The sequence below is a fragment of the Atlantibacter sp. genome (genome assembly GCF_032062175.1).
Taxonomy (GTDB): Bacteria; Pseudomonadota; Gammaproteobacteria; order Enterobacterales; family Enterobacteriaceae; genus Atlantibacter.
Genome location: NZ_DAMBQK010000015.1, coordinates 86,965 through 109,488, shown reverse-complemented (window position 1 = coordinate 109,488; position 22,524 = coordinate 86,965). Strand labels below are relative to the sequence as shown.

Annotated in this window: 16 protein-coding genes; 4 read left to right on the top strand and 12 right to left on the bottom strand. The window is 55.3% G+C overall.

The genetic code is table 11. The features are described 5' to 3' along the window. Positions 1-35 precede the first annotated feature (35 nt). Genes RT120_RS14380 through RT120_RS14370 form a run of 3 tightly spaced genes read left to right on the top strand, consistent with a single transcriptional unit; the run spans position 36 to position 2,931 of the window. Positions 36-266 carry a hypothetical protein gene (locus RT120_RS14380; protein WP_312983549.1) on the top strand — a complete coding sequence of 77 codons (231 nt, stop codon included), beginning with the start codon at positions 36-38 and terminating at the stop codon, positions 264-266. After that, positions 263-583, top strand: a complete 321-nt coding sequence (locus tag RT120_RS14375; RefSeq protein ID WP_312983533.1) for a DUF5375 domain-containing protein — start codon at positions 263-265, stop codon at positions 581-583. The genes RT120_RS14380 and RT120_RS14375 overlap by 4 nt, the downstream gene beginning before the upstream one ends. 14 nt (positions 584-597) lie before the next feature. Then, the gene (locus RT120_RS14370; protein ID WP_312983531.1) at positions 598-2,931 is read left to right on the top strand and encodes a primase-helicase zinc-binding domain-containing protein; all 2,334 of its coding nucleotides are present in this window, start codon (positions 598-600) and stop codon (positions 2,929-2,931) included. 576 nt (positions 2,932-3,507) lie between these two features. On the opposite strand, the gene RT120_RS14365 is transcribed toward RT120_RS14370, so the two are convergent. Together RT120_RS14365 and RT120_RS14360 are read right to left on the bottom strand one after the other, a co-directional pair. Further along, a complete protein-coding gene (locus tag RT120_RS14365) occupies positions 3,508-4,515 on the bottom strand; it encodes a LacI family DNA-binding transcriptional regulator (protein WP_312983529.1) in 1,008 nt (335 codons plus the stop codon). A gap of 56 nt (positions 4,516-4,571) precedes the next feature. Continuing rightward, a complete protein-coding gene (locus tag RT120_RS14360) occupies positions 4,572-6,161 on the bottom strand; it encodes an FGGY-family carbohydrate kinase (protein ID WP_312983527.1) in 1,590 nt (529 codons plus the stop codon). Between the two features lie 219 nt (positions 6,162-6,380). On the opposite strand from RT120_RS14360, the gene RT120_RS14355 reads away from it, so the two are divergent. Next, positions 6,381-6,890: an anti-virulence regulator CigR family protein gene (locus RT120_RS14355; RefSeq protein WP_312983525.1), complete on the top strand. Its 510-nt coding sequence runs from the start codon at positions 6,381-6,383 to the stop codon at positions 6,888-6,890. Between the two features lie 39 nt (positions 6,891-6,929). Here the strand turns inward: RT120_RS14355 and RT120_RS14350 are convergent, their stop codons facing one another. The 10 genes from RT120_RS14350 to RT120_RS14305 form a co-directional block, all read right to left on the bottom strand. Then, positions 6,930-7,955, bottom strand: a complete 1,026-nt coding sequence (locus tag RT120_RS14350; protein ID WP_312983523.1) for a fimbrial protein — start codon at positions 7,953-7,955, stop codon at positions 6,930-6,932. A 13-nt stretch (positions 7,956-7,968) separates the two neighbouring features. Continuing rightward, complete coding sequence (locus RT120_RS14345; protein WP_312983521.1) at positions 7,969-10,434, bottom strand: fimbria/pilus outer membrane usher protein; 2,466 nt, start codon at positions 10,432-10,434, stop codon at positions 7,969-7,971. 14 nt (positions 10,435-10,448) lie between these two features. Then, complete coding sequence (locus tag RT120_RS14340) at positions 10,449-11,120, bottom strand: molecular chaperone (RefSeq protein WP_312983519.1); 672 nt, start codon at positions 11,118-11,120, stop codon at positions 10,449-10,451. Between the two features lie 48 nt (positions 11,121-11,168). Next, positions 11,169-11,690 carry a fimbrial protein gene (locus tag RT120_RS14335; protein ID WP_312983516.1) on the bottom strand — a complete coding sequence of 174 codons (522 nt, stop codon included), beginning with the start codon at positions 11,688-11,690 and terminating at the stop codon, positions 11,169-11,171. A 111-nt stretch (positions 11,691-11,801) separates the two neighbouring features. Continuing rightward, entirely contained in the window at positions 11,802-12,314 is a 513-nt protein-coding gene (locus tag RT120_RS14330) for a helix-turn-helix transcriptional regulator (protein ID WP_312983515.1), read from the bottom strand. Positions 12,315-12,790: 476 nt separating this feature from the next. Beyond that, a complete protein-coding gene (locus RT120_RS14325) occupies positions 12,791-15,991 on the bottom strand; it encodes a response regulator (protein ID WP_312983513.1) in 3,201 nt (1,066 codons plus the stop codon). Positions 15,992-15,994: 3 nt separating this feature from the next. Beyond that, entirely contained in the window at positions 15,995-16,612 is a 618-nt protein-coding gene (gene evgA / locus RT120_RS14320) for an acid-sensing system DNA-binding response regulator EvgA (RefSeq protein ID WP_312983511.1), read from the bottom strand. 161 nt (positions 16,613-16,773) lie between these two features. Continuing rightward, positions 16,774-18,738 carry a PhoX family phosphatase gene (locus RT120_RS14315; protein ID WP_312983509.1) on the bottom strand — a complete coding sequence of 655 codons (1,965 nt, stop codon included), beginning with the start codon at positions 18,736-18,738 and terminating at the stop codon, positions 16,774-16,776. A 110-nt stretch (positions 18,739-18,848) separates the two neighbouring features. Then, complete coding sequence (locus RT120_RS14310) at positions 18,849-21,041, bottom strand: TonB-dependent siderophore receptor (protein ID WP_312983507.1); 2,193 nt, start codon at positions 21,039-21,041, stop codon at positions 18,849-18,851. A gap of 50 nt (positions 21,042-21,091) precedes the next feature. Further along, on the bottom strand, positions 21,092-22,168 hold the full coding sequence (locus tag RT120_RS14305; protein ID WP_312983505.1) for a YncE family protein: 1,077 nt from the start codon (positions 22,166-22,168) through the stop codon (positions 21,092-21,094). Between the last annotated feature and the right edge of the window lie 356 nt (positions 22,169-22,524).

The window sequence follows — 22,524 nt, the reverse complement described above, 5'->3', positions numbered from 1 at the left end:
TTTGCCGGTCGCCTGCCGGTTGCGGAGGTGCGCCCGTGAAAGAGCTGACCCTGACCATCACCCACGCTGACCTTGTGAGCCTTGAACACCTGCGTAACGTCGGCCAGTTCGTCGGCGAAATGTTGCAGTTACAGGACACCACAACCGGTCACGACACGGAACAGCATTTACAGCTCGCCTCGGTTATTCATCTCATGACCGCCCGCCTCGACGATGTGGTCGAACGCTGTAACCGGCGCTGGCTCACTGAGGAGGTACGCGCATGAAACAGCCCTTACCGCCTGTACTGCGCGCCGCGCTTTATCGCCGTGCCGTGGCCTGTGCCTGGCTGACCCTGTGCGCGCGTCAGCAACGCTATCCGTACCTGACCCTCGACACGCTGGAAAGCGCCATTGCCGCCGAGCTGGAGGGCTTCTACCTGCGCCAGCACGGCGAGGAAAAGGGCCGTCTGATTGCCTGTGCCCTGCTGGAAGATTTAATGGAAGCCGGGCCGCTCAAGGCCGCCCCGTCATTGTCCTTTCTCGGGCTGACCGTGATGGATGAATTATGCGCCCGCCACATCACCGCGCCGGTACTGCACTGAGGGAGACCACCACAATGAAAATGAACGTAACGGAAACCGTGAAACAGGCCTGCGGCCACTGGCCGCGCATTCTCCCGGCGCTGGGCGTGAAGGTCATTAAAAACCGCCATCAGGCCTGTCCGGTGTGCGGCGGCTCTGACCGTTTCCGCTTTGACGATAAGGAAGGGCGCGGGACGTGGCTCTGTAACCAGTGCGGCGCGGGGGACGGCCTGAAACTGGTTGAGAAAGTGTTCGGTGTAAAACCGTCTGAGGCGGCCCAAAAGGTGAATGCCGTGACCGGCAGCCTGCCGCCGGTTGCCCCGGAAATGATTGCGGCCGCAGAAGCGGAAACCGATGCCGGGCGAAAGGCTGCGGTTACGCTTGCTGCAAAACTCATGAAGAAAACACGCACGGCCACCGGTAACGCCTACCTGACCCGCAAGGGCCTGCCCGGCCATGAGTGTGTCATGCTGACAGCCACCCATAAAACCGGCGGCGTGACCTACTGCGCCGGTGAGCTGGCCGTGCCACTGTATGACGAAAACGGGGTACTGGTTAATCTCCAGCTCATCAATGCAGACGGCATTAAACGCACCCTGAAAGGCGGCGCGGTGAAAGGGTGCTGCCATACCCTTGAAGGGAAAAAACAGGCCGGAAAACGCCTGTGGATTGCGGAGGGTTATGCGACCGCGCTCACCGTGCATCACCTGACCGGCGAGACCGTGATGGTGGCGCTGTCCTCCGTGAACCTTCTTTCTCTGGCGAGCCTTGCCCGTCAGAAGTACCCGGCCTGTCAGATTGTCCTTGCCGCCGACCGTGACCTGAACGGCGACGGCCAGACGAAAGCCGCAGCGGCCGCAGAAGCCTGTGACGGCACTGTCGCCCTGCCGCCGGTGTTCGGTGACTGGAATGATGCGTATGTCCGGCAGGGCGAGGAGGCCACGCGCCGGGCGATTTATGATGCCATCCGCCCGGCGGCGCAAAGCCCGTTCGACACCATGAGCGAGGCGGAATTTACCGCCATGAGCGCCAGTGAAAAGGCCATGCGGGTGCTTGAGCACTACGGCGAAGCGCTGGCCGTGGATGCGAACGGCCAGCTCCTGTCCCGGTATGAAAACGGCATCTGGAAGGTGATACCGCCGTCAGAATTTGCCCGCGATGTGGCCGGACTGTTCCGGCGTCTGCGCGCCCCGTTCTCGTCGGGGAAAATCGCCTCCGTGGTGGAAACCCTGAAACTGATTATTCCGCAGCAGGATGCACCGGCGCGGCGTCTGATTGGCTTTCGAAACGGCGTACTGGATACCGGCACAGGCATTTTCAGCCCGCACCACAAATCACACTGGATGCGCACCCTGTGCGACGTGGATTTTACGCCGCCGGTGGCGGGTGAAACGCTGGAAACCCACGCGCCGCATTTCTGGCGCTGGCTCGACCGTGCCGCCGGTGGCCGGGCTGACAAACGCGATGTGATACTCGCCGCGCTGTTTATGGTGCTGGCGAACCGCTACGACTGGCAGCTCTTTCTGGAAGTGACCGGGCCGGGCGGCAGCGGGAAAAGTATCCTGGCAGAAATAGCGACTCTGCTCGCCGGGAAAGATAACGCCACGTCGGCCGATATCGACACGCTGGAAGACCCCCGCAGGCGTGCCTCCCTTACTGGCTTCTCGCTGATACGTCTGCCAGACCAGGAAAAATGGAGCGGTGACGGTGCCGGGCTTAAGGCTATCACCGGCGGCGATGCGGTCTCGGTTGACCCGAAATATCAGAACCCGTACTCAACGCATATTCCGGCGGTGATTCTGGCCGTCAACAATAACCCGATGCGCTTCACCGACCGCAGCGGCGGGGTGTCACGCCGGCGGGTGATTATCCACTTCCCGGAACAGATTGCCCCGGAGGAGCGCGACCCGCAGCTTAAGGATAAAATAGCCCGTGAGCTGGCCGTTATCGTGCGCCAGCTCATGCAGCAGTTCAGCGACCCGATGAGCGCCCGCACATTGTTGCAGTCTCAGCAGAACTCGGACGAGGCACTCAGCATCAAGCGTGATGCTGACCCGACGTTTGATTTCTGCGGCTATCTGGAAATGCTCCCGCAGACGAGCGGGATGTTTATGGGGAATGCCAGCATCATCCCGCGTAATTACCGTAAATATCTCTATCACGCGTATCTGGCCTATATGGAGGCTAACGGGTACAGGAATGTGCTCAGCCTGAAAATGTTCGGGCTGGGGCTGCCAATGATGCTGAAAGAGTACGGCCTGAATTATGAGAAACGGCACACAAAGCAGGGGATACAGACTAACCTTTCGCTGAAAGAGGAAAGCTACGGCGACTGGCTGCCGAAGTGCGATGAATCCGCAGCAACATAACCTCACTCAGACCGGCAATAGCCGGTCTTTTTGTATCTGACTGCCCCTAAGGGTGAACAATCCACTGCTCACCCTTCACCGTATATTCACCCTGCATCATGATGAAATTATTGATAAAAATTAAAAGGTGAACAGTGTGAACAGTAAAACCCAAAAAAACTTTTTATCTCCGCCGCGCATCACCTGACCGGTCATATCCAGAACGAGAAAAATCAGAAAGGTGAAGAGTTGACTGTTCACTCTTCACCAATTCATCACCACTTAACCGTATGATATAAAATGATAAATTATCGGGGTGAACAGTGTGAACAGTTAAATGCAAAAAATCTTTTTTCTTAATGAGATCTATTCAAAAAACAAGTTTTCTTAACTACAGAAAACCCTGCAACAAATCGCCATTGGTATACGTTTAGGTATACCAATGAAAGTTGAATTGATTAAATTACAATAAAAACAAAATGTTGATGAATTTATTCAGACTCCGCCAGCCACCAAATTTGGTTCTAAAGCAACACTGAAAAGCCCGTAAGTTATAACAACTTACGGGCTTTTTCATATTCTGCCTATCCTCATTATTCACCCCTGCAATCGCCCCCTGAACACCAGTTCCGCTTTCTCTGTCCCCCCTTGATCCACCGCCTCTCCTTCCAGCGCCGACATCATCAACTGGCAGGCCTTTGCCGTGAGTTTTTTCTCATCCTGACGCATCGACCAGAGATTATTCGCCAGAAACCCCAGCATGATGTTGTCATCGAAGGTGCCGATGTTGATATCGCCGGGAATAAAGCCACAGCGTTCACGCAGTACGCTGAGCGCGCCTTGCAGTATCGGTAGCGATGACGCGATAAAATTCTGCGGCCAGCGGCCATGACGATCGATGTACTGCACCATAAGATCTGCGCCATCACTGATGCGGTTGTGCGCCGCGCTGGTCATATCCGAGGGAGAAACCGTCATCCCCAGCTCCTCCGTGGCGCGCTTAAACCCGCTAAGACGGTCGATAATCGTCGGGGATGTCGGGTCGGCAATAAAAAAATGCAGCGGTCTGCGGAGGTATTTCAGCATGGCTTTTGTCAGTTGATATCCGCTGTCGCTGTTATCCGTGGTGACGCACACCGCATGCTGAACACCAAAATCCCGGTCGAGAAAAACCAACGGTTTTTTACAGTGCTTCAGGTGATGCGCCTGGCAGGCGGCATCCGCAGAAACCACAAAAATGCCATCAACGTTACGTTCTTCAAGCGACTTCACCAGTTGATTTTCATAGTGCGGCTCGCCATTGGTGCAGCTAATCATCAGTTGATAGCCTGACTCACGGCACGCGGCTTCCAGTTGTTCTGCCAGCGCGGAGAAAAAAGGGTTGGAAAGACGTGGGATGACCAGGCCAAAAACCTCGGTTTTATTAAGCTTCAGGCTACGGGCGGTCAGGTTAATGGTGTAGCTGTGCTTCTGCACATACTCGTTGATCTTGTCCTGAGTTTTCAGGCTGATGCGATACTTTTTGGCATTCCCGTTCAGTACAGCGCGCACCGTGGTAATGGAAACGTTTAAATCCCTCGCGATTTCCTCAACTGTTTTTGCCATTAGTGTGCCTTCCTTATGCGATGAAAAAAGCCGCCCATTGGCGGCGTAGGCACATGTCAGGTACGCGGCGTCGCCATCAGTGCGTGGTAACGCTGCTGATCCTGATACATCTGCAAATAGACCTGATATTTCGCGTCGTGGAACGCCCATTTATCCGGGTTTGGCGCAATGGTGCGATCGCGCTTAACCATACTGCGCGCGGCGGCGCTGAGATCGGAGAACGCCCCGCAGGCCACTGCGCCAGTCAGCGCTGCACCCAACGTCACGGCGTCTTCCTCCGCGACCAGGTGGATAGCGCGCCCGGTGGCGTCGGCATATTCACGCAGCCACAGCGGGTTTTTACTGGCTCCACCGCACAGCGTAATGGTGTCGATTTTCTGTCCGTGAGCTTCCAGAGTATCGATAATATGGCGTGTTCCGTAGGCGATGGCCTGCAAAGTAGCGAGGTAAAGCCGGGTAAGCTGTTGCGGGCCGCTTTCCAGCGTCAGGCCAGCCACCATACCTTTTGCCTGCGCATCGGCACGGGGCGAACGGTTGCCGTGGTGATCGCCGAGCACGTGTAAATCCCGGGTGGGACTGGCTTCTTCCGCTTCGAGAGATTCTACGCGCTGATTAAGCAGCGCATAGGGGCTACAGCCTGACGCGGCGGCTTCATCCGTTAGCCCGCGCCAGTGTTCGCTCTGCTGGAGCGTCCATTCCACCAGCGCGCCCGCCGCGCTTTGTCCGCCTTCGTTAAGCCACCAGTTTGGGTACATCGCGCCAAAATAGGGCCCCCACACGCCGGGAATAAATGTCGGCTGCGGGCTGATAATCATATGGCAGTTAGAGGTACCGCTAATCAGCGCAAGGTTTTGCTGCGGGTTCTCCGCCACCAGTGCCAGCCCGCCTGCGTGGGCGTCGATCATGCCGCTGGAGACGACCACCCGCTCCGTCAAGCCGAGTTGCTGTACGGCTTCAGACTGCAAGGTTCCGAGCGCCTCGCCAATATTGGCGATACGGCCAGGGATTTTTGCCGTTACGTCATCCAGCGCTATGGTATCCAGCAGGGTTTGGCTAAAGCGTGATTCATGCGCGAGGTAATTCCATTTACAGGTGAGTGTACAAATACTTGCCGCATCGACGCCGCTGGCGCGCCAGGCGAGGTAGTCGGCCAGATCGAAGAAGCGCCACACGCTGCGATAGCGCTCAGGAAAATGGTTTTTCAGCCACAGGATCTTCGGCAGTTCCATTTCAATGCTGACGCTGCCGCCCACATACTCAAGCGCCGGATCCTGAGTGGCGTTAATACGCTGGGTTTCTTCCCCTGCCCGGTGATCCATCCACATGATGATGTCGCGCTGGCTTTCGCCGCCCTGCGCCACGGATACCGGTTCGCCGTGCTGCCCTACCGCCACCAGCGAACACGTGGCGTCAAAACCGATAGAGGCGATGCGTGCCGGGTCGACTTTCGCGAGGTTCACGGCTTCACGCACCACCACGCACACCTGTTGCCAGATATCCGTTGAGGACTGTTCCACATAATTAACGGCAGGATGAAACTGATGAACAGGACGAACGGCAAAAGACAGGCGTTCGCCTTGCGGCGTGTAAATGCCCGCCCTGACGCTTGCCGATCCCACATCCACACCGATAAATAGCTGGTCCATTTTATGCCCTCTTTAGGTTGCTGCTTCGAGAAAGCATGATGTTCAAGCCGTTGGTTAAAAACAACGCAAGGATGCGTAATTTGTGATCTCTCTTTCAAAATGCCCTTTTACCGGTATGGATGAGCGCAGGGGGCGTGTAAATCCAGGAATTGACGAAATTGCCTTTTAACCGCAGCGGTAATAATTTCAAAAGGCACCCGCACTTAGAAGGAACACATCATGTCCAGTCATCGTCGTTTACGTCTCGCTTTAGCGACTTTTATTTCCTTCTCACTGCTCGCCGCGCCAGTGATGGCGAATCCGGGCAACGGGAATGGAGGCGGTAATGGCAACAGCGGCGGTAACCACGGCAATAAAGGCAACAGCGATAACCGTGGCAACAGCCAAAAAATGAACGGCAATTCATCCGACAAAGGCGCGCCGGATAAACGTAAAAACTACGGAAAGCCCGATCACGTTGAAGCCGATATCAGCTTTAATACGGCCCGCCAGATGGCGGTGAATTACGGCCTGACCGGCTATGACTCGCTGCCTCCCGGCATCGCGAAGAATTTAGCCCGCGGCAAGCCGCTGCCTCCGGGCATTGCCAAAAAAGCTGTCCCGCTCTCGATGCGCGACAGCCTGCCGTACTACCCCGGCTATGAATGGCGGATTGTCGGCGATGACTTGGTGCTGATCGCGCTGAGCACCGCCGTAGTGACCGCAATCATCAACGGCGTATTTGATTAACAAACAACAAGCCCCGCATCACGGGGCTTTCACTGATAATCAGTCATAGGTCAGGGTAAAGGTCGCCGTAGCGTTTGCCGTTCCACCCGTGACTTTCGGCCCGGTCTGGTAATAGCGCGCCTTCAAAGGAATGGTATAGCTTCCGTTAATGCTGGCGGTGCCGGTGGCAATCGGCGCGGCAAGCTGTAACGGCGCGTTGTTATACAGCACCTGCACGCCGACGCCTTTGGCGCTGCCTTCCCCAGAACTGCTGAGGTTCAACACGCCGTTGGTGGCGTCGTTAACGTTGCCGTCAATCTGCATCTCGACTTTAGTGCCAGCAAAGCAGGTCAGCGGCAGGTTAAAAGTTTGTGTGCGGATGTCGCCCGGCCAGGTGCCCTGCCCGTGGAACGCATTACCCGGCACATCGCCCATTGGTACTGAAATAATCGGTTTGTCCACCGTACAGCCCAGCGTGGTGATGTTAAACGCGCTGGAGGTGACCACAATCGGCGGATCTTGCCACAGCAGGCTGTTGTTGAGTAATACCAACGCCCCGGCCTGTTTAGCCGCCACCGTCCCTGACCCCGTCACCGTGGCCGTTTTATAGTAAGTAATAAAGACCTGGCCTTTGATCGGTTGCACGGCAAACATGCCTTGCTGATTGGCGCACAGCGATACCGTATCAACCCGGTTACGAATGGTCCCGCTACCTGACACCCAGGCCGTCACGTTGCATTCCGACGAGGCGGTGCCGCCAATGGCGTAACCAACCCCTTCGATATTGGTTTTATAGACGCGCCGCCCGTCGATCATCATCACATATTCGCCGTAAGACTCTACGCCCAGGTTCTGATTCGAGATGACGCCGCTCGGCGTGTTATAGCAGTTAAAAGCATTAATCACGCCCGTCGAGACCTGGGTGCCAATCACCGCTCCCACCGGTAAACTTCTCGGGATAGTGATCGACGGTGCGGGCGCAGGAGCCGTTGCCGAGGTTGACAGGTTGTCACAATCCCAGGCGCTGGCCACTGATGAAAAAAAGCACAGCGGCCACAGCAGCACGCCCCATAAAAATAAACGCATAACTCTCTCCAAATCAGCGGCACTGTGCCGTTACCGTGGCCTGGCCATCGGATGGATTGTTAATCTGGTATGCCGCCTGGCAGTGACCGTTTTCCCAGCGCACGGCGATGGTGCCCTTTTCCGGTACGCCGGAGAGCCAGATCCGCTGGCGGTCATCAACGATGCTTTCCGTGGTGACGCTACCGTTTTTCACGCTGGCCGTCGCCCCAAAGGGAATGTTCGCCCCCTGGAGATGGAACATGGCTTTATAACCAGTGACTGTCGGGTATGCCGCCAGCGCCAGCGCGCCTTTGGTCGGCACCACCGTGCTGGTGTCATTTAAAATGTCGGTCTGGCTATTCAGCGACGCGCTATCCAGCGTCAGGTTATTGCGACGGTACGGCGTAACGCTGGGGATCACCGCAAAGCCTTTGCTGTCGGTGTAAATCCCGGTGTTGTTGGTGACTTTCACTTTGCTGGCGTCATCCGCTTTGACCAGCGCCAGGGTTTCGCCCAGCGGTTGGGACAGCGACACGCCATACGGGTGAACCACCACGCCGCCCATCGCCCCGACAGTCGTCTGATGTTGATGACGCGAAGCGTTGTAGCCCAGTTGGTATTCGCCGAATGAGGCTTTGTAATCCGCCGACGCGCTGCCGGAGACCTTACCGCCACGGCTGTCATACCCCTGCTGGACGTTCCAGCTCAGGTTGTTGTCCGCCAGCGCCACGCCGGAAAGGCCCGCGCTGGACGCCACATCGCCTTTCTTATTGCTGCTGGCCGACATATTCAGCCAGCTGTTCGGCAGGAAGCGCGACAGCGGCACTTGAACGTTGAACGACACCACGTGATCGCCATTGCCATACCACGGCTGACGGGAATAGCTGTAATTCAGCCCGTAATTAATCGCGTTGATACTGGTGTTGTAGCCAAAATTCACCGTCTGCTCTTTATCGCCGCCCCAGTACGCCTGCTGATAAAGCGAAAGGTTGATATTCCCCCAGTCGCCGATCTGCTGGTTAATATCGATCTGGGCCTTGCTGCGTTTATTTTGCCGGTGTTGCCAGTGCTGCTCACCATTCGCTTCGGCAAAATCATGAAAGCCCTCGGTCGAATAGCGATAGCCCATCAAGGTAAAGTGGGTGCCGCTCCAGGCGATATCTTTGGAATATTGCGCCCGTAGGGAAACGCCGTCGTCTTTATTCCCAACCGGCAGTTGGCTGTGCGCCCAGGTGGCGTCAAAGGACAACGATCCCCAGTCGCCGAAGCTTTTGCCAACACCCAGCGCACCGGAAAAATAGTCTTCCGAGGCGATCGCGCCGCCGTACAGCGTGGTGGTCCAGGGCAAACCGTAGCTGCCGGTCAGTTGTAAAAAGTTGGGCTCTTTTTCGCTATCAGACGATGCGCGGTATTTGCCCGCCGTCATCGCGTATTTAAACTGCCCCTCGCGCAACATGATCGGCACCGCTGAAAACGCCTGAGTAAACTGGCGCACCGTGCCATCTGCTTCGCGGATCGAGACCTGCAAATCGCCGCTGCTAGAGGTCGGGTAGAGATCGTCAACGGCAAACGGCCCCGGCGGCACATACGACTGCCAGATAATATTGCCGTTCTGGCGGATAGTGACCTGCGCATTGCTTTGCGCGATGCCGCGAATAACCGGCGCGAATCCGCGCTGGCTTTCGGGCAGCATGGCGTCATCGGAATAGAGCTGAACGCCGCGAAAGCCGAAGCTGTCGAATACGTCCGATGAGGTGTAGCTGTCGCCAATGGCGAACTGGCTGCGCAGTGCTTTAATATCCCGCTGTAACGAGGTACTGATGCTGTTCCACTGGGTCCCCCGATCGCCGTCATTCCAGGTAGAATAATTACGCAACCGCCACGGTCCGAGGTTAATGCCGCTGCGCAGGTTAGCGTACTGGCTGTGGGTACTGCCGTTTTCATTACTGCCCGTCGCGCCTGAATAGCTGTAGTTTAAAAAAAGCATATTGAGGCCGTCATCCCATTCAGATGCGGGGACCGCGCCCTGCGGGTTACGCTGCATATACTGCTGCGGGATAGAAATCTCCAGCCGCTGTGCGTCAAAGTCGAGGCGGGCAACGCTGCCCGGCAACAGCGATGAAATCGCGTCGATTTGCTCATCGTCCTGCATCGCCATGAATTCTGGCAGTGCATTCGCCTCTACGCCCCAGCGCAGGAGATCCGCTTTGGTTAAAACCGGGCTCAGCGCGTCATCCACCAGTTCAAAGCGCACTTCCCGCTCGTCAACCTGCTGGCTATTGAGCATTACTGTGACCTGCCAACGGCCTGGCGACTGGCCGCCCGTCTGGCTGAATCGCGAAATATCAATATCGCGCGCCATATTGCCGCGCATCTCAATCAGATCCGGTGAGAAATAATCCCCGGCATGTGCCGCAGAAGCCTGAAGCGCGCCAAAAATAACAACGCTTAATACGCGTAATGGAAAACCGGTTTGACGAACAGAAAGTAAATGCGACACGTTTTATATTTAACCTATAGTTGTACTTTTACTGGAGCGGTAATCCCTCCGAAGTCATTGATTGCCTGCCAGTCAATCTGCTGTCCCCGAGAAACATTATTTGGCAACGTCATTTCCTGCTGGGGTAACACCATGGGTGCTCTGGATATCGCCTTGCCGTTTATTTTTACCTCATGCAATGAGACGCTAAACGGCGTAGGGTTTTTCACCACCAGTTTCCCTGCGCGTTGGCTAAATTGCAGTTGCTGATACGCCGTTGTCGGGTCGCCTTTAATTCCGGCGGGCCGGTAAATCAGTTTCATTTTACTTTTCACGGCGATCATTAATTCATTCTTCGCATCCGGTGTTGACGCAGGAATCGATTTAATATTTAACCAGTACACCGTCTCTTTATCCGTGGCGGGCGGCTTACCGCTTAATACCACCCGCACCGAATTTTGTTTCTGCGGATCGAGACGGAATAACGGCGGCGTGGTAATAAACGTATCGTCGTTATCATCCGTATTTTCGTTTTTATTCACCCATGCCTGGATCAGATAAGGTCTGTTGTCCGGGTTATTTACGCTGATAGCAGCCTGGTTTTTGTTACCATCGTAAATAAGGCGGGTCCCGCCAATTTCCACGCCGCTAAATGCGCTGGTGGAAAATAATGCCGCCGTCAGCAGCGTCGCTTTTAAGCTTTTCATCAATATTGCCTTTTTAATAACAGGGCGAGTGACCACCCTGCATAATCGTTACTGATAGGTAATGGTGAATGCCGTGGATGAGTTAGCAGAGCCCGCGCCAACGGAAGCCGAGGTCGACATATATTTCGCGATATAGCTCAGGGTATTGGTCCCTTCCGATGCCAGCGCCACGCTTGCAGAAGAGGTGCCGACCGGGATCAGCGTCGCGCTGTCTTTTTCGTACAGGGCGATACCCACGTGGCTGGCGGTTTGCCCGCTGCTCAGCGCCAGGATCGCGCTGTTTTCAGCATGGGTGGTGCCGTCAAAGCGCACGCTAGCGCTGGTGACAGACTCCGGGCAGCTCTGAAGCACAATATCAAAGGTTTTGGCCCCTGCCGTGACGCCTGAGGTGGTGCCAAACGCCGTATTGGAAATCGTCCCCATCGGGACGGTTTGGGTCGCGGAGTTCACATCAACCGTACAGGCCTGGTCGGTAATCGTACCGGTAAAGTTAATGGTACCGTCGGCGGCCTGTGTGCCAGACACAACAGAGCACGCGACCAGCGCAGAAATAAGAGCGATCTTTTTCATTTTAAAATCCAGTTAAGAGTAAACATAATAAATAGCATGCAGATAACACATATTAAAAAAGGTCATCCTGCGATGCTTGTTCTCCTTTAAATAAAGGAGTGGATTGTGCGGCTATAAAACCTGCTCTGAACAGGCGTTTTCCAGCCGCGCAATATTTCGGTACAGCGAAATACGATTGCCGACGCGGAGTTTCAACACCATATTCCGGCGATGGGCGTAAAACGTTTTAAGCTTTAATCCCATCAACGAGGCGATTTCGTCTGCGTTGTATCCTTTGTGCATATAATCCAGGATTTGGTATTCCCGTTGTGAAAGCGCAAATTTAATTTGGTAGTGATACCTCATGTCGTTAGCGACCAGAAAAGAGAGGATCTCATTGACCTTACGCTTTCTGTTAATAAATAAAACGTTACCTATGGGTTGCAGTGCATAATAATCAATATCATTTGAGATAAACGCGACCAGCTGTTTGCCGCCGGTGTCGAGTTTTTTTACTTTTGCGGTGTGTACCGTATCCATATCGACAAGGATAAAATTGTCGTCAATAAGCTCTGGCGAAAGTAAAGTACAAATACCCACCTTGAAAAAGTGGTCATTTGAAATGATAGAAGGTGACAGCCGCATAGAAATCCCTGTTAGTTTTATCCCCTTTCGAAAACTCAATGTTCAACATCTGCATTCTCTATTTAAAATTTACCTTATATTCCCCAGGGAGATCACCCGCAAAAAATTAGTGATTCCCGGATTGAGATCAAAACGATCGTTTAATTCACGCAAAGCAACAAATACAGAGAGATAATCTGAATATCGCCGTTGAAAATAAATTAATCAGAATAAAAACCTGGAATAATAAGTTTCAGGGTGTATTTTATTATCGATTTTTCTTTCTCATTTCTCCGCTTCGATAGCTCAAACTTGTTAATTTGTTAAAAATGGAATTTTCTTAGGAAATATTCCAGGACACGTTTGGGAATATATTCCCCGCGACGTGAAATGAATTATACAGGCGGTGGTATTTAGCAACATCGGCGCTTGCTTATTGTTATGCGGGCCAATCCCTACAGGTGTAAGCCGTTTCTTAAGGGACAGCAATAGGCGGATTAATTATTATCGCTATTTATAAGCTGCGCCTCGTTATCCAGCTCATCCAGCAACGCGTCCATATGTAGCAGGTTCGCTACCATCCCGTGGCTATTTTTATTATCTACCAGGTCCTGTTCCAGCCGTGCGGCCAGATCGTGTAACCGGACTGCGCCCAATAGCTGCGCGGTGCCGTTAAGCCGATGAAGATGATGCCGCACTGCGACCCAGTCGCCCTGCACAGCCGCCGCTTTCGCCGCCAACAGATCGCGGCGATTTTCCCGCTGCGCGTCTTCCAGCGCGTTTAACATCAAGGCCTTATTGTTCATGGTCAGCCGCGACAGTTTTTCCACGTCGAGAACCGGCTTTTCCGGCAATGCCAGGGTTGAAAGCATGGCGTGCAGTTGCGATAAGTTCAGCGGCTTGAACAAGCAGGCATTCATGCCTGCCGCCAGGCAACGCTGCTGCTCCTCCTCCTGCGCCGACGCCGTCAGCCCCCATATCACCAGGTTTTGCCCGGCGGCGCGTAACGCCTGGGCGAGCGCGATGCCATCCATTTCAGGCATATTGATGTCAGTGATCAGCAGGTCGTACTGGCGCTGCTTGAGCGCCTTCAGCGCCTGGAGGCCGTCGCTGGCTTCATCGGCCCGCTGCCCAAGCGCGTGCAATTGTTCCTTTAGCAGCAGGCGGTTAGTGGAATGGTCGTCGGCAATCAATATCGCCAGATGTGGCGACAGGGCATCCGGCTGCGTGGGCGTCTCCGTGGCGCGTTGCCCCCGGCTGCGCTGACTGGCGGCCGTTAAGGCCAGGGTGAACGTCGCGCCCTGCCCTGGCTCGCTTTGCAGCGCCAGCGTGCCGCCCATTTGCGCCAGCAGCTCTTTGCTGATTGCCAGCCCCAGGCCGGAACCGGTCTGGGCGCGGCCCGCGTCGGTCTGGCTGAACGGCGTAAACAAGCGGCTCTGCTGCTCAGCGGAAATACCCGGCCCGGTATCGCTCACGTTAATAATCAGTTCGACCTGTTTATCATCCACCCGCTGCGTCTGGGCCGCGACGGTCACACTGCCCAGGGCGGTAAATTTGACGGCGTTGCCAACAAGATTGGTCAGCGCCTGGCGCAGCGGCTGCGGGTCCAGCCACAGCCGGACATCTTCCAGCGAGCTATTTACCCGCAGTTGCAGCGATTTTTGTGCCGCTAATCCGCTGAACAGTTGCACGACCTCCGCCAGCAGCGCGTTGATATCCACCCAGCGGGGAGTAAGTTCAACTTTGCCGGATTCGATTTTCTCCAGGTCCAGCACGTTGCCAATCAACATCATCAGTGACTGCGCCGCCTGCCATGCCCGGTCAACGGCGGTTTTATCATGTTCGGCGCGGATCTCCCTGGAGCGGTGCAGTAGCTCAAGAAAACCCATGATGGCGCTCACCGGGGTGCGGATTTCATGGCTCATGCGAGCCAGAAAAACGCGCTTCTCTTTATTGGCCCGCAGGGCGTTATCTTTTTCTTGCTCCATCTGGTACTGCGCCCGCTTTCTTTTGCGGATTTCCGACAGCAGATACAGCCCCCAGATCAGGCTGCTGAGCACCAGCAGCCCCGCCAGCACTGCAACCAGATAAAACGGTTTGTTATACAACTCCCAGGTGTCGATGGTGACGTCCGGTAAGCGCACCCATTTACCGACAATTTGCAGGATCTCTTTTTGTGGAATGTTATCCAGTGCTTTATCAAGGATTTGCCGCAGCTCGGGTTCCGAACGCGGCATGGCAAAGCCAATCGCCGACGGCGGTTCGTCGGGCAACGGCGTAAAGGCCAGTTGGTCGGGATAATAGTGCTCGCTGAAGTAGCGCGCGGTTAACTGGTTAGAAATCGCCGCGTCCACGTCGCCATTCGCCACCAGATTCAGCGCTACGCTGGCGTTATCCACCTGCCGCCAGGCAATGCCTGGATATTTGCTGTTCAGTACCGGGATCAGATTGTGTAGCGAGGCGATGGCGACGGTCATTCCCGACCGTAGCGCAATTGCCTGCGGCTGACCGTTTTTCATCACGATGACGTTGGGTGTAGTAATAAAAGGATGGGTATAGGACAAATTATTGATGCGGTTTACGTCCCAGGTCGCGGTCTGCATTAAATGCCAGTTGCCTTTGCCCATCGCTTCCAGCATTTCATCGTTAGATTTCGCGACGATGGTTTCAAATTTCAGACCGGTTTGCAGGCTGATTAAATTCAGGATGTCGCCGATAATTCCACGGGTTTCCAGATTGCTGTCCAACAGGGTATAGGGCGCGAAATAAGGGTTCACGATAATGCGCAGCGTTTTATGTTGGCTGAGCCACTGTCTTTCGCGGTTGGTTAATTCCAGCTTATCCAGTGCAAAGGTCAGGTTGCCTTTTTCTATCCACGACTGGGTTATTTGATTATGGAGATGTTCGTCAATAGATCCGAGAAAGCTATTAACGATTTGCCGTAACAGCTCCTGCGACGGGGCAATCAGGAAATGGCTTCTTTTCTGCTCGTCGCCCCAGTATTTAACTGTGGTCAGCGCCAGGGCAAATTCCTGTGAAATAATCGCGCTGCCCGGCAAACTGTCGCCGATAAAATAGCTGTTCTTCCCTTCCGCCACCGAGGAGAGCGCCGCATGGTAGCTGGCATAATGATGAATTTGCGCATTGGGAAATGACTGTTTAATCCATGCCGGGGGCGGATAGTCGCCCACGGTGGCGACGGTGACGGACTTCTCGCTGCGCAGGGGCTCCATCACGTTAGAGAGCGTCGTCACCAGCGCGGGCCAGGAGGCGATCACCGGCGCGGAAAGCACCACGTCCACAGGCGGTTCGGGCTGATACTGTAAGCCGGTAAGCAGCAAATCGACATTATTCTGCTTCAGGGCGGCCATCGCCTGGGCTTCATTCTGGTAACGCCAGACTTCGAGATTAGTATTCAGCGAGCGCTGCATCAGCGCCAGATAATCGGCATTCATTCCCCGATAGCGGCCCGACACGGTATTCAACACCAGCGGCGGAATATCCGGTGGGAAGATGGCCACCCGTAAGGTTTTTTTCTGCCGCAGCCAGCGATTTTGTTCATCGGTGAGATAAAGCTGAACGGGTTGTAATGGATTAAAGCCAGAGAGATCGAGTTTTTCTGCGCCAGGCGTTTGCGCCCGCGCCGGGGTAAGTAGCGCTGATAACAGAACGAACAGAATAATCAGCAGGCTTTTCATGGGTCAGATCAGCTTATTCTGGCTGGCAAAAGCCAGTAGCTCGATAAGCGTTTTGCATCCCAGCTTTTCCATCAACCGGCTTTTATAGGTGCTGACAGTTTTGCCGCTAATATGCATCTGCTCGCCGATTTTATTGTTGTCGAAGCCCTCCAGCATATAGCGCATTACTTTCATTTCCTGGGTGGAGAGTAATTCGAGTTTCTCCCGATCCCCCGGCGGCACACCGGTAAAATCATCCAGCACGATAGGGAAATAACTATAGCCATTTTGCGCTGCCCGGATCGCCGCCATAATAGTAGTCATTTCTTCTTTCTTACTGATAAAGGCGTGGGCTCCCGCCTCTGCGCTGCGTCGGCTGTAATAGCGGTCGTTTTTCGCCGACACCACAATCACAATGCCCCGATACTGGTCTTTACGTAATTTCTCGATCAGTTCGATGCCGTTAACGCCGGGAATATCGACATCAATAATGATGATTTCCGCAGGCGCGTGTCGCAGGGCTTTTAACGCCACCGCGCCGTCTTCAAATTCGTGGGTTACGGTGATGTGATGGGCCTCCAGCACGCCGCGGATCGCCATACGCGCCAGAGGATGATCGTCGATAATAATGGCAGTGGTCACTGGCGACGTCCTCCTCTAAGCAGGAAACGCTGAGCGCGGGCAGACTTTTACTGAGCATAGCCCAAACCCTAACGCAGACGACAGCACATTCACGCGATCAATAGCAAAAAGAGGGGGTTACAGCGCAAAAGAAAACGGCCTCCCAAAGGAGGCCGGAGAGGTTAACTGCCGATAATTCCGCCGTCGGCTTTAACAATTACCACGGTAGATGAGCGTGGGCGGCTATTTTTATCGCCGTCAGGCCAGGTGGACACGGCGGTCGGGTTAGCCGGGTCGCTGATATCATCGCCAGGCTCGCCGGGGTGCTGGATATTGATAAACAGCGTGCGGTTATCTGGCGCAAAGGCGATGCCGGTGATCTCGCAGCCGCGCGGCCCGGTGAGGAAGCGGCGATACTCATTGGTGCCAGGCACGGTGGCGAGCATCTGGTTGTTACCCATTCCCTCGTAGGCTTTTTTGTTGATAGTACTGGATGAGACGTCGGTCTGGATCCACAGTACGCCGCGATGGTCGAACGACAGGCCGTCCGGGCTACCAAATTCCGCCCCTTTCATCGAGCCTTTCGCCTTTTCGTCGGCGCTGTCTGGCTTGCCGCCCATCACCAGGATATCCCATTTGAACGCGGTAGAGGCCGGGTCGCTGCTCTCTTCGGTCCAGTGCATGATATGCCCGTAGACGTTACTGGCGCGCGGGTTGGCGGCATCGACCGGCGCTTTGCCCTCTTTGCCGCGATCGCTGTTGTTGGTCAGGGTACAGTAAACGCTGCCGGCAGCGTGCGGATCCACCGCAATCCACTCCGGGCGGTCCATTTTGGTGGCACCTACCACATCGGCGGCGAGACGCGTTTTGATCAGCAGTTCGCCCTGGCTGGCGAAGCCGTTGCTCTCATCCAGCCCGCCCTGGCCATACACCAGCGGCAACCAGCTTCCGCTGCCGTCTTCGTTGAATTTCGCCACGTACAGCGTGCCTTCAGAGAGCAAATTCATGGCGGCATCGCGCTGGCTGGCGTCGTATTTATTGGCGGAGACGAATTTATAGATGTACTCGAATTTCTGGTCATCGCCCATATAGGCGACCACGCGCTTGTCGGCCGCCAGCGTAATGGCCGCGCCTTCGTGTTTGAAGCGGCCCAGCGCGGTGTGTTTACGCGGGGTGGACTGCGGATGATAGGGATCGATTTCCACAACCCAGCCGAAACGGTTGGGTTCATTTGGCGTAGCGTCGACGCTAAAGCGCGCATCGGCCTCGTTCCAGCGGTAGGATTCATCGCTGTCGCTGATACCGTAGCGTTTTTCCAGCGCGTTCGGCGCGGCTTTTTTGACGAAAATATCCGACCAGTTTTCTTCACAGGTCAGATAGGTGCCCCACGGCGTATGGCCGTTGGCGCAGTTCTGCATCGTGCCGAGCACCGTTTCTCCCTGCGGATCGGCGTCGGTTTTCATCAGCGCATGATGTTTCGCCGGGCCGGTGAGTTTCATCGGCGTATTAACGGTGATGCGGCGCGCAAATTCCGACGGGCGGACCACGGTCCAGCTGTCGCCCTCTTTTTTCACTTCAATGACCGAAATCCCCATCGCGTTCTGTCCTTTGCGGACTTTATCGAGGTTCCAGTTAGCCACGCCGTCTTTAAACAACAGCCCGTTGTCGATGTATTCATGGTTCATCGCCAGCAGCCCGTGGTGCGGATCGTTACCGCCCAGCGGCAGGCTAAACCAGGCCATACCGTCGTGATGCATGCCCGCCTGCGCGGCCTGTTCGTCGGTAGTGTTACTGCCATCGGTTTTAAATTCCGGCAGGTTACCTTTTAAGCCCACCGCATCGCCCCAGCGATAGAACGGACGCGCCACGTAGCCTTCCGGTACGCGCACGGTATCATCCGTAGAAACCGCAATGCTGGTGAAACCCAGTGCGGACGGGCGAGCCATCGCGGTTTCCACCGCCCAGGCCGCTGGCGACTTCATCAGCGCGGGAAAAGACACCGCCGCACCGGCCACGACGCCCATTTGTAAAAAACGGCGGCGGCTTAAAAACGCACTGGCGACATCGGAAAATACGGGGTTGACGCTGCGGTTACTGATATCGTCGCTGTGTTCCTGTTTAAACAGCGGCTTAAGAGGTCTGCTCATCATGGCTTCCTGTCGGTATTGTTATCAGAAGTGAGCAGTGTAAGAAGGTTTTATTACAAATTTATAACAATGAAAAAAGGGGCATTGCTGCCCCCTGGTTTTTTTGGCGATCAGAAGTCGTAGCTCATCGACACTTTCAGGGTGCGCGGTTCGCCCTGGAAGATATACGTGCCGCCATCATCCACGCTCGACCAGTAGTTTTCGTTGGTGACGTTATCCACGCCCACGCGCAAGTTCATTTCGTTGCGATCCTGATTCAACTGCATTTTGTAGCGAACGCCTAAATCCAGCGTGGTGTAGGCGTCGAGTTTTTTGGTGTTCGCCGCGTTGGCGTACTGCGAACCGGAACGGTTAACGCGCGCCGTGGCGGTCAGCCCCTGAACCGGCTGGATGTCGTATTCCGCGCCCAGCACCATCACGTATGACGGGATGCCGATTGGGTCATTGCCTTTATTAACGCCATTCTGGGTTTTGGTCAGTTCGGCATCAATCCAGGTAGCGCTGCCGTTAAGGCGCAGGCCCAGCATCGGTTCGCCGAATACGTTCAGCTCAATGCCGCGGTTACGCTGTTCGCCATCCATTTTCCAGGTCGGCAGCGCGTTGGGATCGCTGGAGGCAACGTTAAAGCCCGACGGCTTCTTGATTTCATACAGCGCCAGTGAGCCGCCGATGCGGCCATAGTCCATTTTCACGCCCACTTCGTTCTGCTTCGAGTGCACGATATCGGTGCTCTCGCCGTAGTTAGAGGTGCCTTTCGGCGCGGCCTGGCCCGGCTGAAGCGCTTCGGTATGGTTGGCGTAGAAAGAGACTTCATCCCAGGCTTTGTACACCAGGCCGTAAGTCGGCATCCAGCGGCTCTGATCGTAGCGCGAGTTGGCGGTTTCCGCACCGGTCGTGTTGCTGTAGTTGCGCACCGCCACTTTCTGATGACGCGCACCCAGGGTCAGCAACAGCTTGTCGTCCAGCACACCCAGAGTATCGCTCAGCAGCCAGCCCTGTGTACGGGTGCGCCCGGTGGTGAGCGGATCGCTGTAATTACCGCCTTTCAGATCGGCATCCGGCATCGGCACATCTTGCGGATCGTAGATATTGACCGGTACCGCCGGGTTTTTCGAGAGCATCGCCCAGGCGATATTGTCGCGGCGCAGCAGCGCGGAGTAGCCAACGTTGACCTTATGAGAAACGAATCCGGTGTCGAAATTGCCGCGAATACCGCCCATGCCGCTATAAGAATCGTGGATGGCGTTGGTATCCAGACGGCCAATCGTCGCGTTGCCGTTAACGTTATTGATTTTCGGCGAACTGTAGATCCCGGTTTCACGACCGTGCTGCATACCGAACCCGAGGTAAGTGGTCCAGTTATCGGTCAGATCGTATTCGGCGCGCGCCAGACCGAACTCGTTTTCGATATTGCTGTAGCCCCACTGCTGGGCGTAGTTGCTGGTATTACGCGGCGGATCGGGAATGAAATCCACGGCGCTGATATTGACGCCCACGGTGCCGCCGTGGAACGTTTTTTTCTGGTAGCCCACGTCCAGTGAACTGCGCAGGCGGTCGCCTTTGTAATCCAGACCAATCGAGGCCAGCGTGGTGCGGCGTTTGTCGTCTTCAATCGGGCTTTCGCCTTCGCGATGCAGCAGGTTAACCCGCGCGCCGAACTGATTGCTATCGCCGAAGCGACGGCCAAGATCCAGCGAGCCGCCGACCTGGGATGCCGAGGTGTAATCCACGCCGACGCGGGTCACCGGCGTATCGGTGGCGTGTTTCGGCTCCAGGTTGATCATCCCGCCCACGCCGGATGAGGCCGCGCCGTTAACCAGCGCGTTAGCGCCTTTAAAGATTTCCACGCGCTCCAGCATGGCGGCATCTACCACCTGGCGCGGCACCACGCCCGCCAGGCCGCCGAACGTCATGTCATCGCCATCCAGCTTAAAGCCGCGAATACGGTAGGTTTCGGCATAGTTGCCGTAACCCTGCACGTTTTGAACACCCGCGTCGTTGCTGACCACGTCGGCGATGGTTTTCGCCTGCTGATCTTCAATCAGCTTTGAGGTATAGCCGATGATGTTAAAGGGCACGTCCAGGGCATTCTGTTCACCCAACATCCCCAGCCGCCCGCCATTGGCCATTTGGCCGTCAAGGAAAGCCGGGACCAGTTCGTCGCCGCCGGGTGTAAAGTCGTTCCCGGTGGCCTGGACCACCATGGTGTCTTCCTGACTTTTTTTCACGGTTTCAGCGGAGGGTGCGCCCTGAACAGTGGCGCCAATCGCCAGCGCCAGTAGTGTTTTCGTTTTTATGTTCATACCTGGTGACTCAAAAAAATGCAAAAGAGAATGCCCGTTAACGGAGCGGTTTATTGATTGAGCGCGATCCGCACAATGCTGTCCGGGCCTGTAGTGGAGTGATCCTTGTTAAAGCCCTGTTTGACAGTGACGTACAGAGTTTGCCCGTCGGCGGAAAGCAGCAGGCTGTTCGGATGCGGCGGCAGATCGAACTGTTTTTTCACCGTGTAACGGGTCGCGTCCAGCACCCGTACTTTTCCGCTTTCGCGCTGGGAAAGGTAAATCTCGTTGCGCTTCGGATTGAATTTCACGCCCAGGGTATCGCCGGTATCCAGCTGTTTGATCACGTTGCCGGTATGGATATCCAGTACCAGGGTGGTTTTGGCTTTGGAATTATCGGTAACGAACAGACGACCCGTTTCAGGATCTTCCGCCATGTTCAGCAGCAGCGCGTTATCCACGCCGAGCGGTGCCCAACGCTTTTCGATGCGCTGCGTTTTCGGGTTGATCACCAGGATTTCGCCGCCGCCGTTAGCGGCATACAGACGCTGAGTCTGTTCGGAGTAATGCAGGCCGGTGACCCATTTTCCTGCGTTATCGATGCGTTTTTTCAGCTTCATGGTGTTGGCGTCAACCACCCAGATCACTGCCGGATCGGCAACACCGCCGACGTACAGCAGGCCATCATGCAGCAGGATTTCACGCGCGCCGTAAGGGAAGCCTTCTTTATTGCGCTCTTTGAACAGCGTACGGGTTTTTACTTTGCCGGTGGCGGTGTCCAGCGCGCTGATGCCGCCGTCCAGGGAGTTGGTGACGTAAAGCGTGCTGCCGTCAGGAGAAATCGCCGCGCCGAAATTTTTCAAATCGGTATGGGCTTCACCGATAGTTTTCAACGTCCTGGGATCGAGCTTGTAAACCGCACCGCCCTGCACATCTTTGAAACTTAACGCGCTGGCGACATACAGCGCATCGCCCGCCGGGTTAATAACCATTTCATACAGGCCATTCGCCAGCTCGCGCTGCTGGACGTTTTGATTTTTCTCAGCGGCAGGCGCGGCGGCGGTTTGGGTGGGTTGCGCTTTATGCGCGGCGCAGCTTGCCAAAGACGCGGCAACGGCAAGCGCCAGCAGAGTGTGTTTGATTTTCAATGAAAGCTCCTTGCTAACCATCCTGACGCGGAGGATTAACCGCAGGCGATAAGCGCCAGAACAGGAAGATGTCGAGTTAACCGGTTATTACTCAACCGCTTTCAGCACACGGTTGAGTAATACCGGTCATGTTTTTAATGGTTTGACTGCTTTATCGGAGCGAATGGTGAGGCGCACCCCTCGCACTCAAAAGCAAATGAGAATTGTACGCATTTACTTTCTCATGGCAAGCGTTGCTGTCCCCTGGCGGGGAGTCAGGGGAAAGGAGTGAAAAAGAATAATCGGGTGATAAATGCAAATAACCCGGTTATCCACGGGTTATTGCTTCGATTGCAGAGAAAAGCATTACAGAGAAC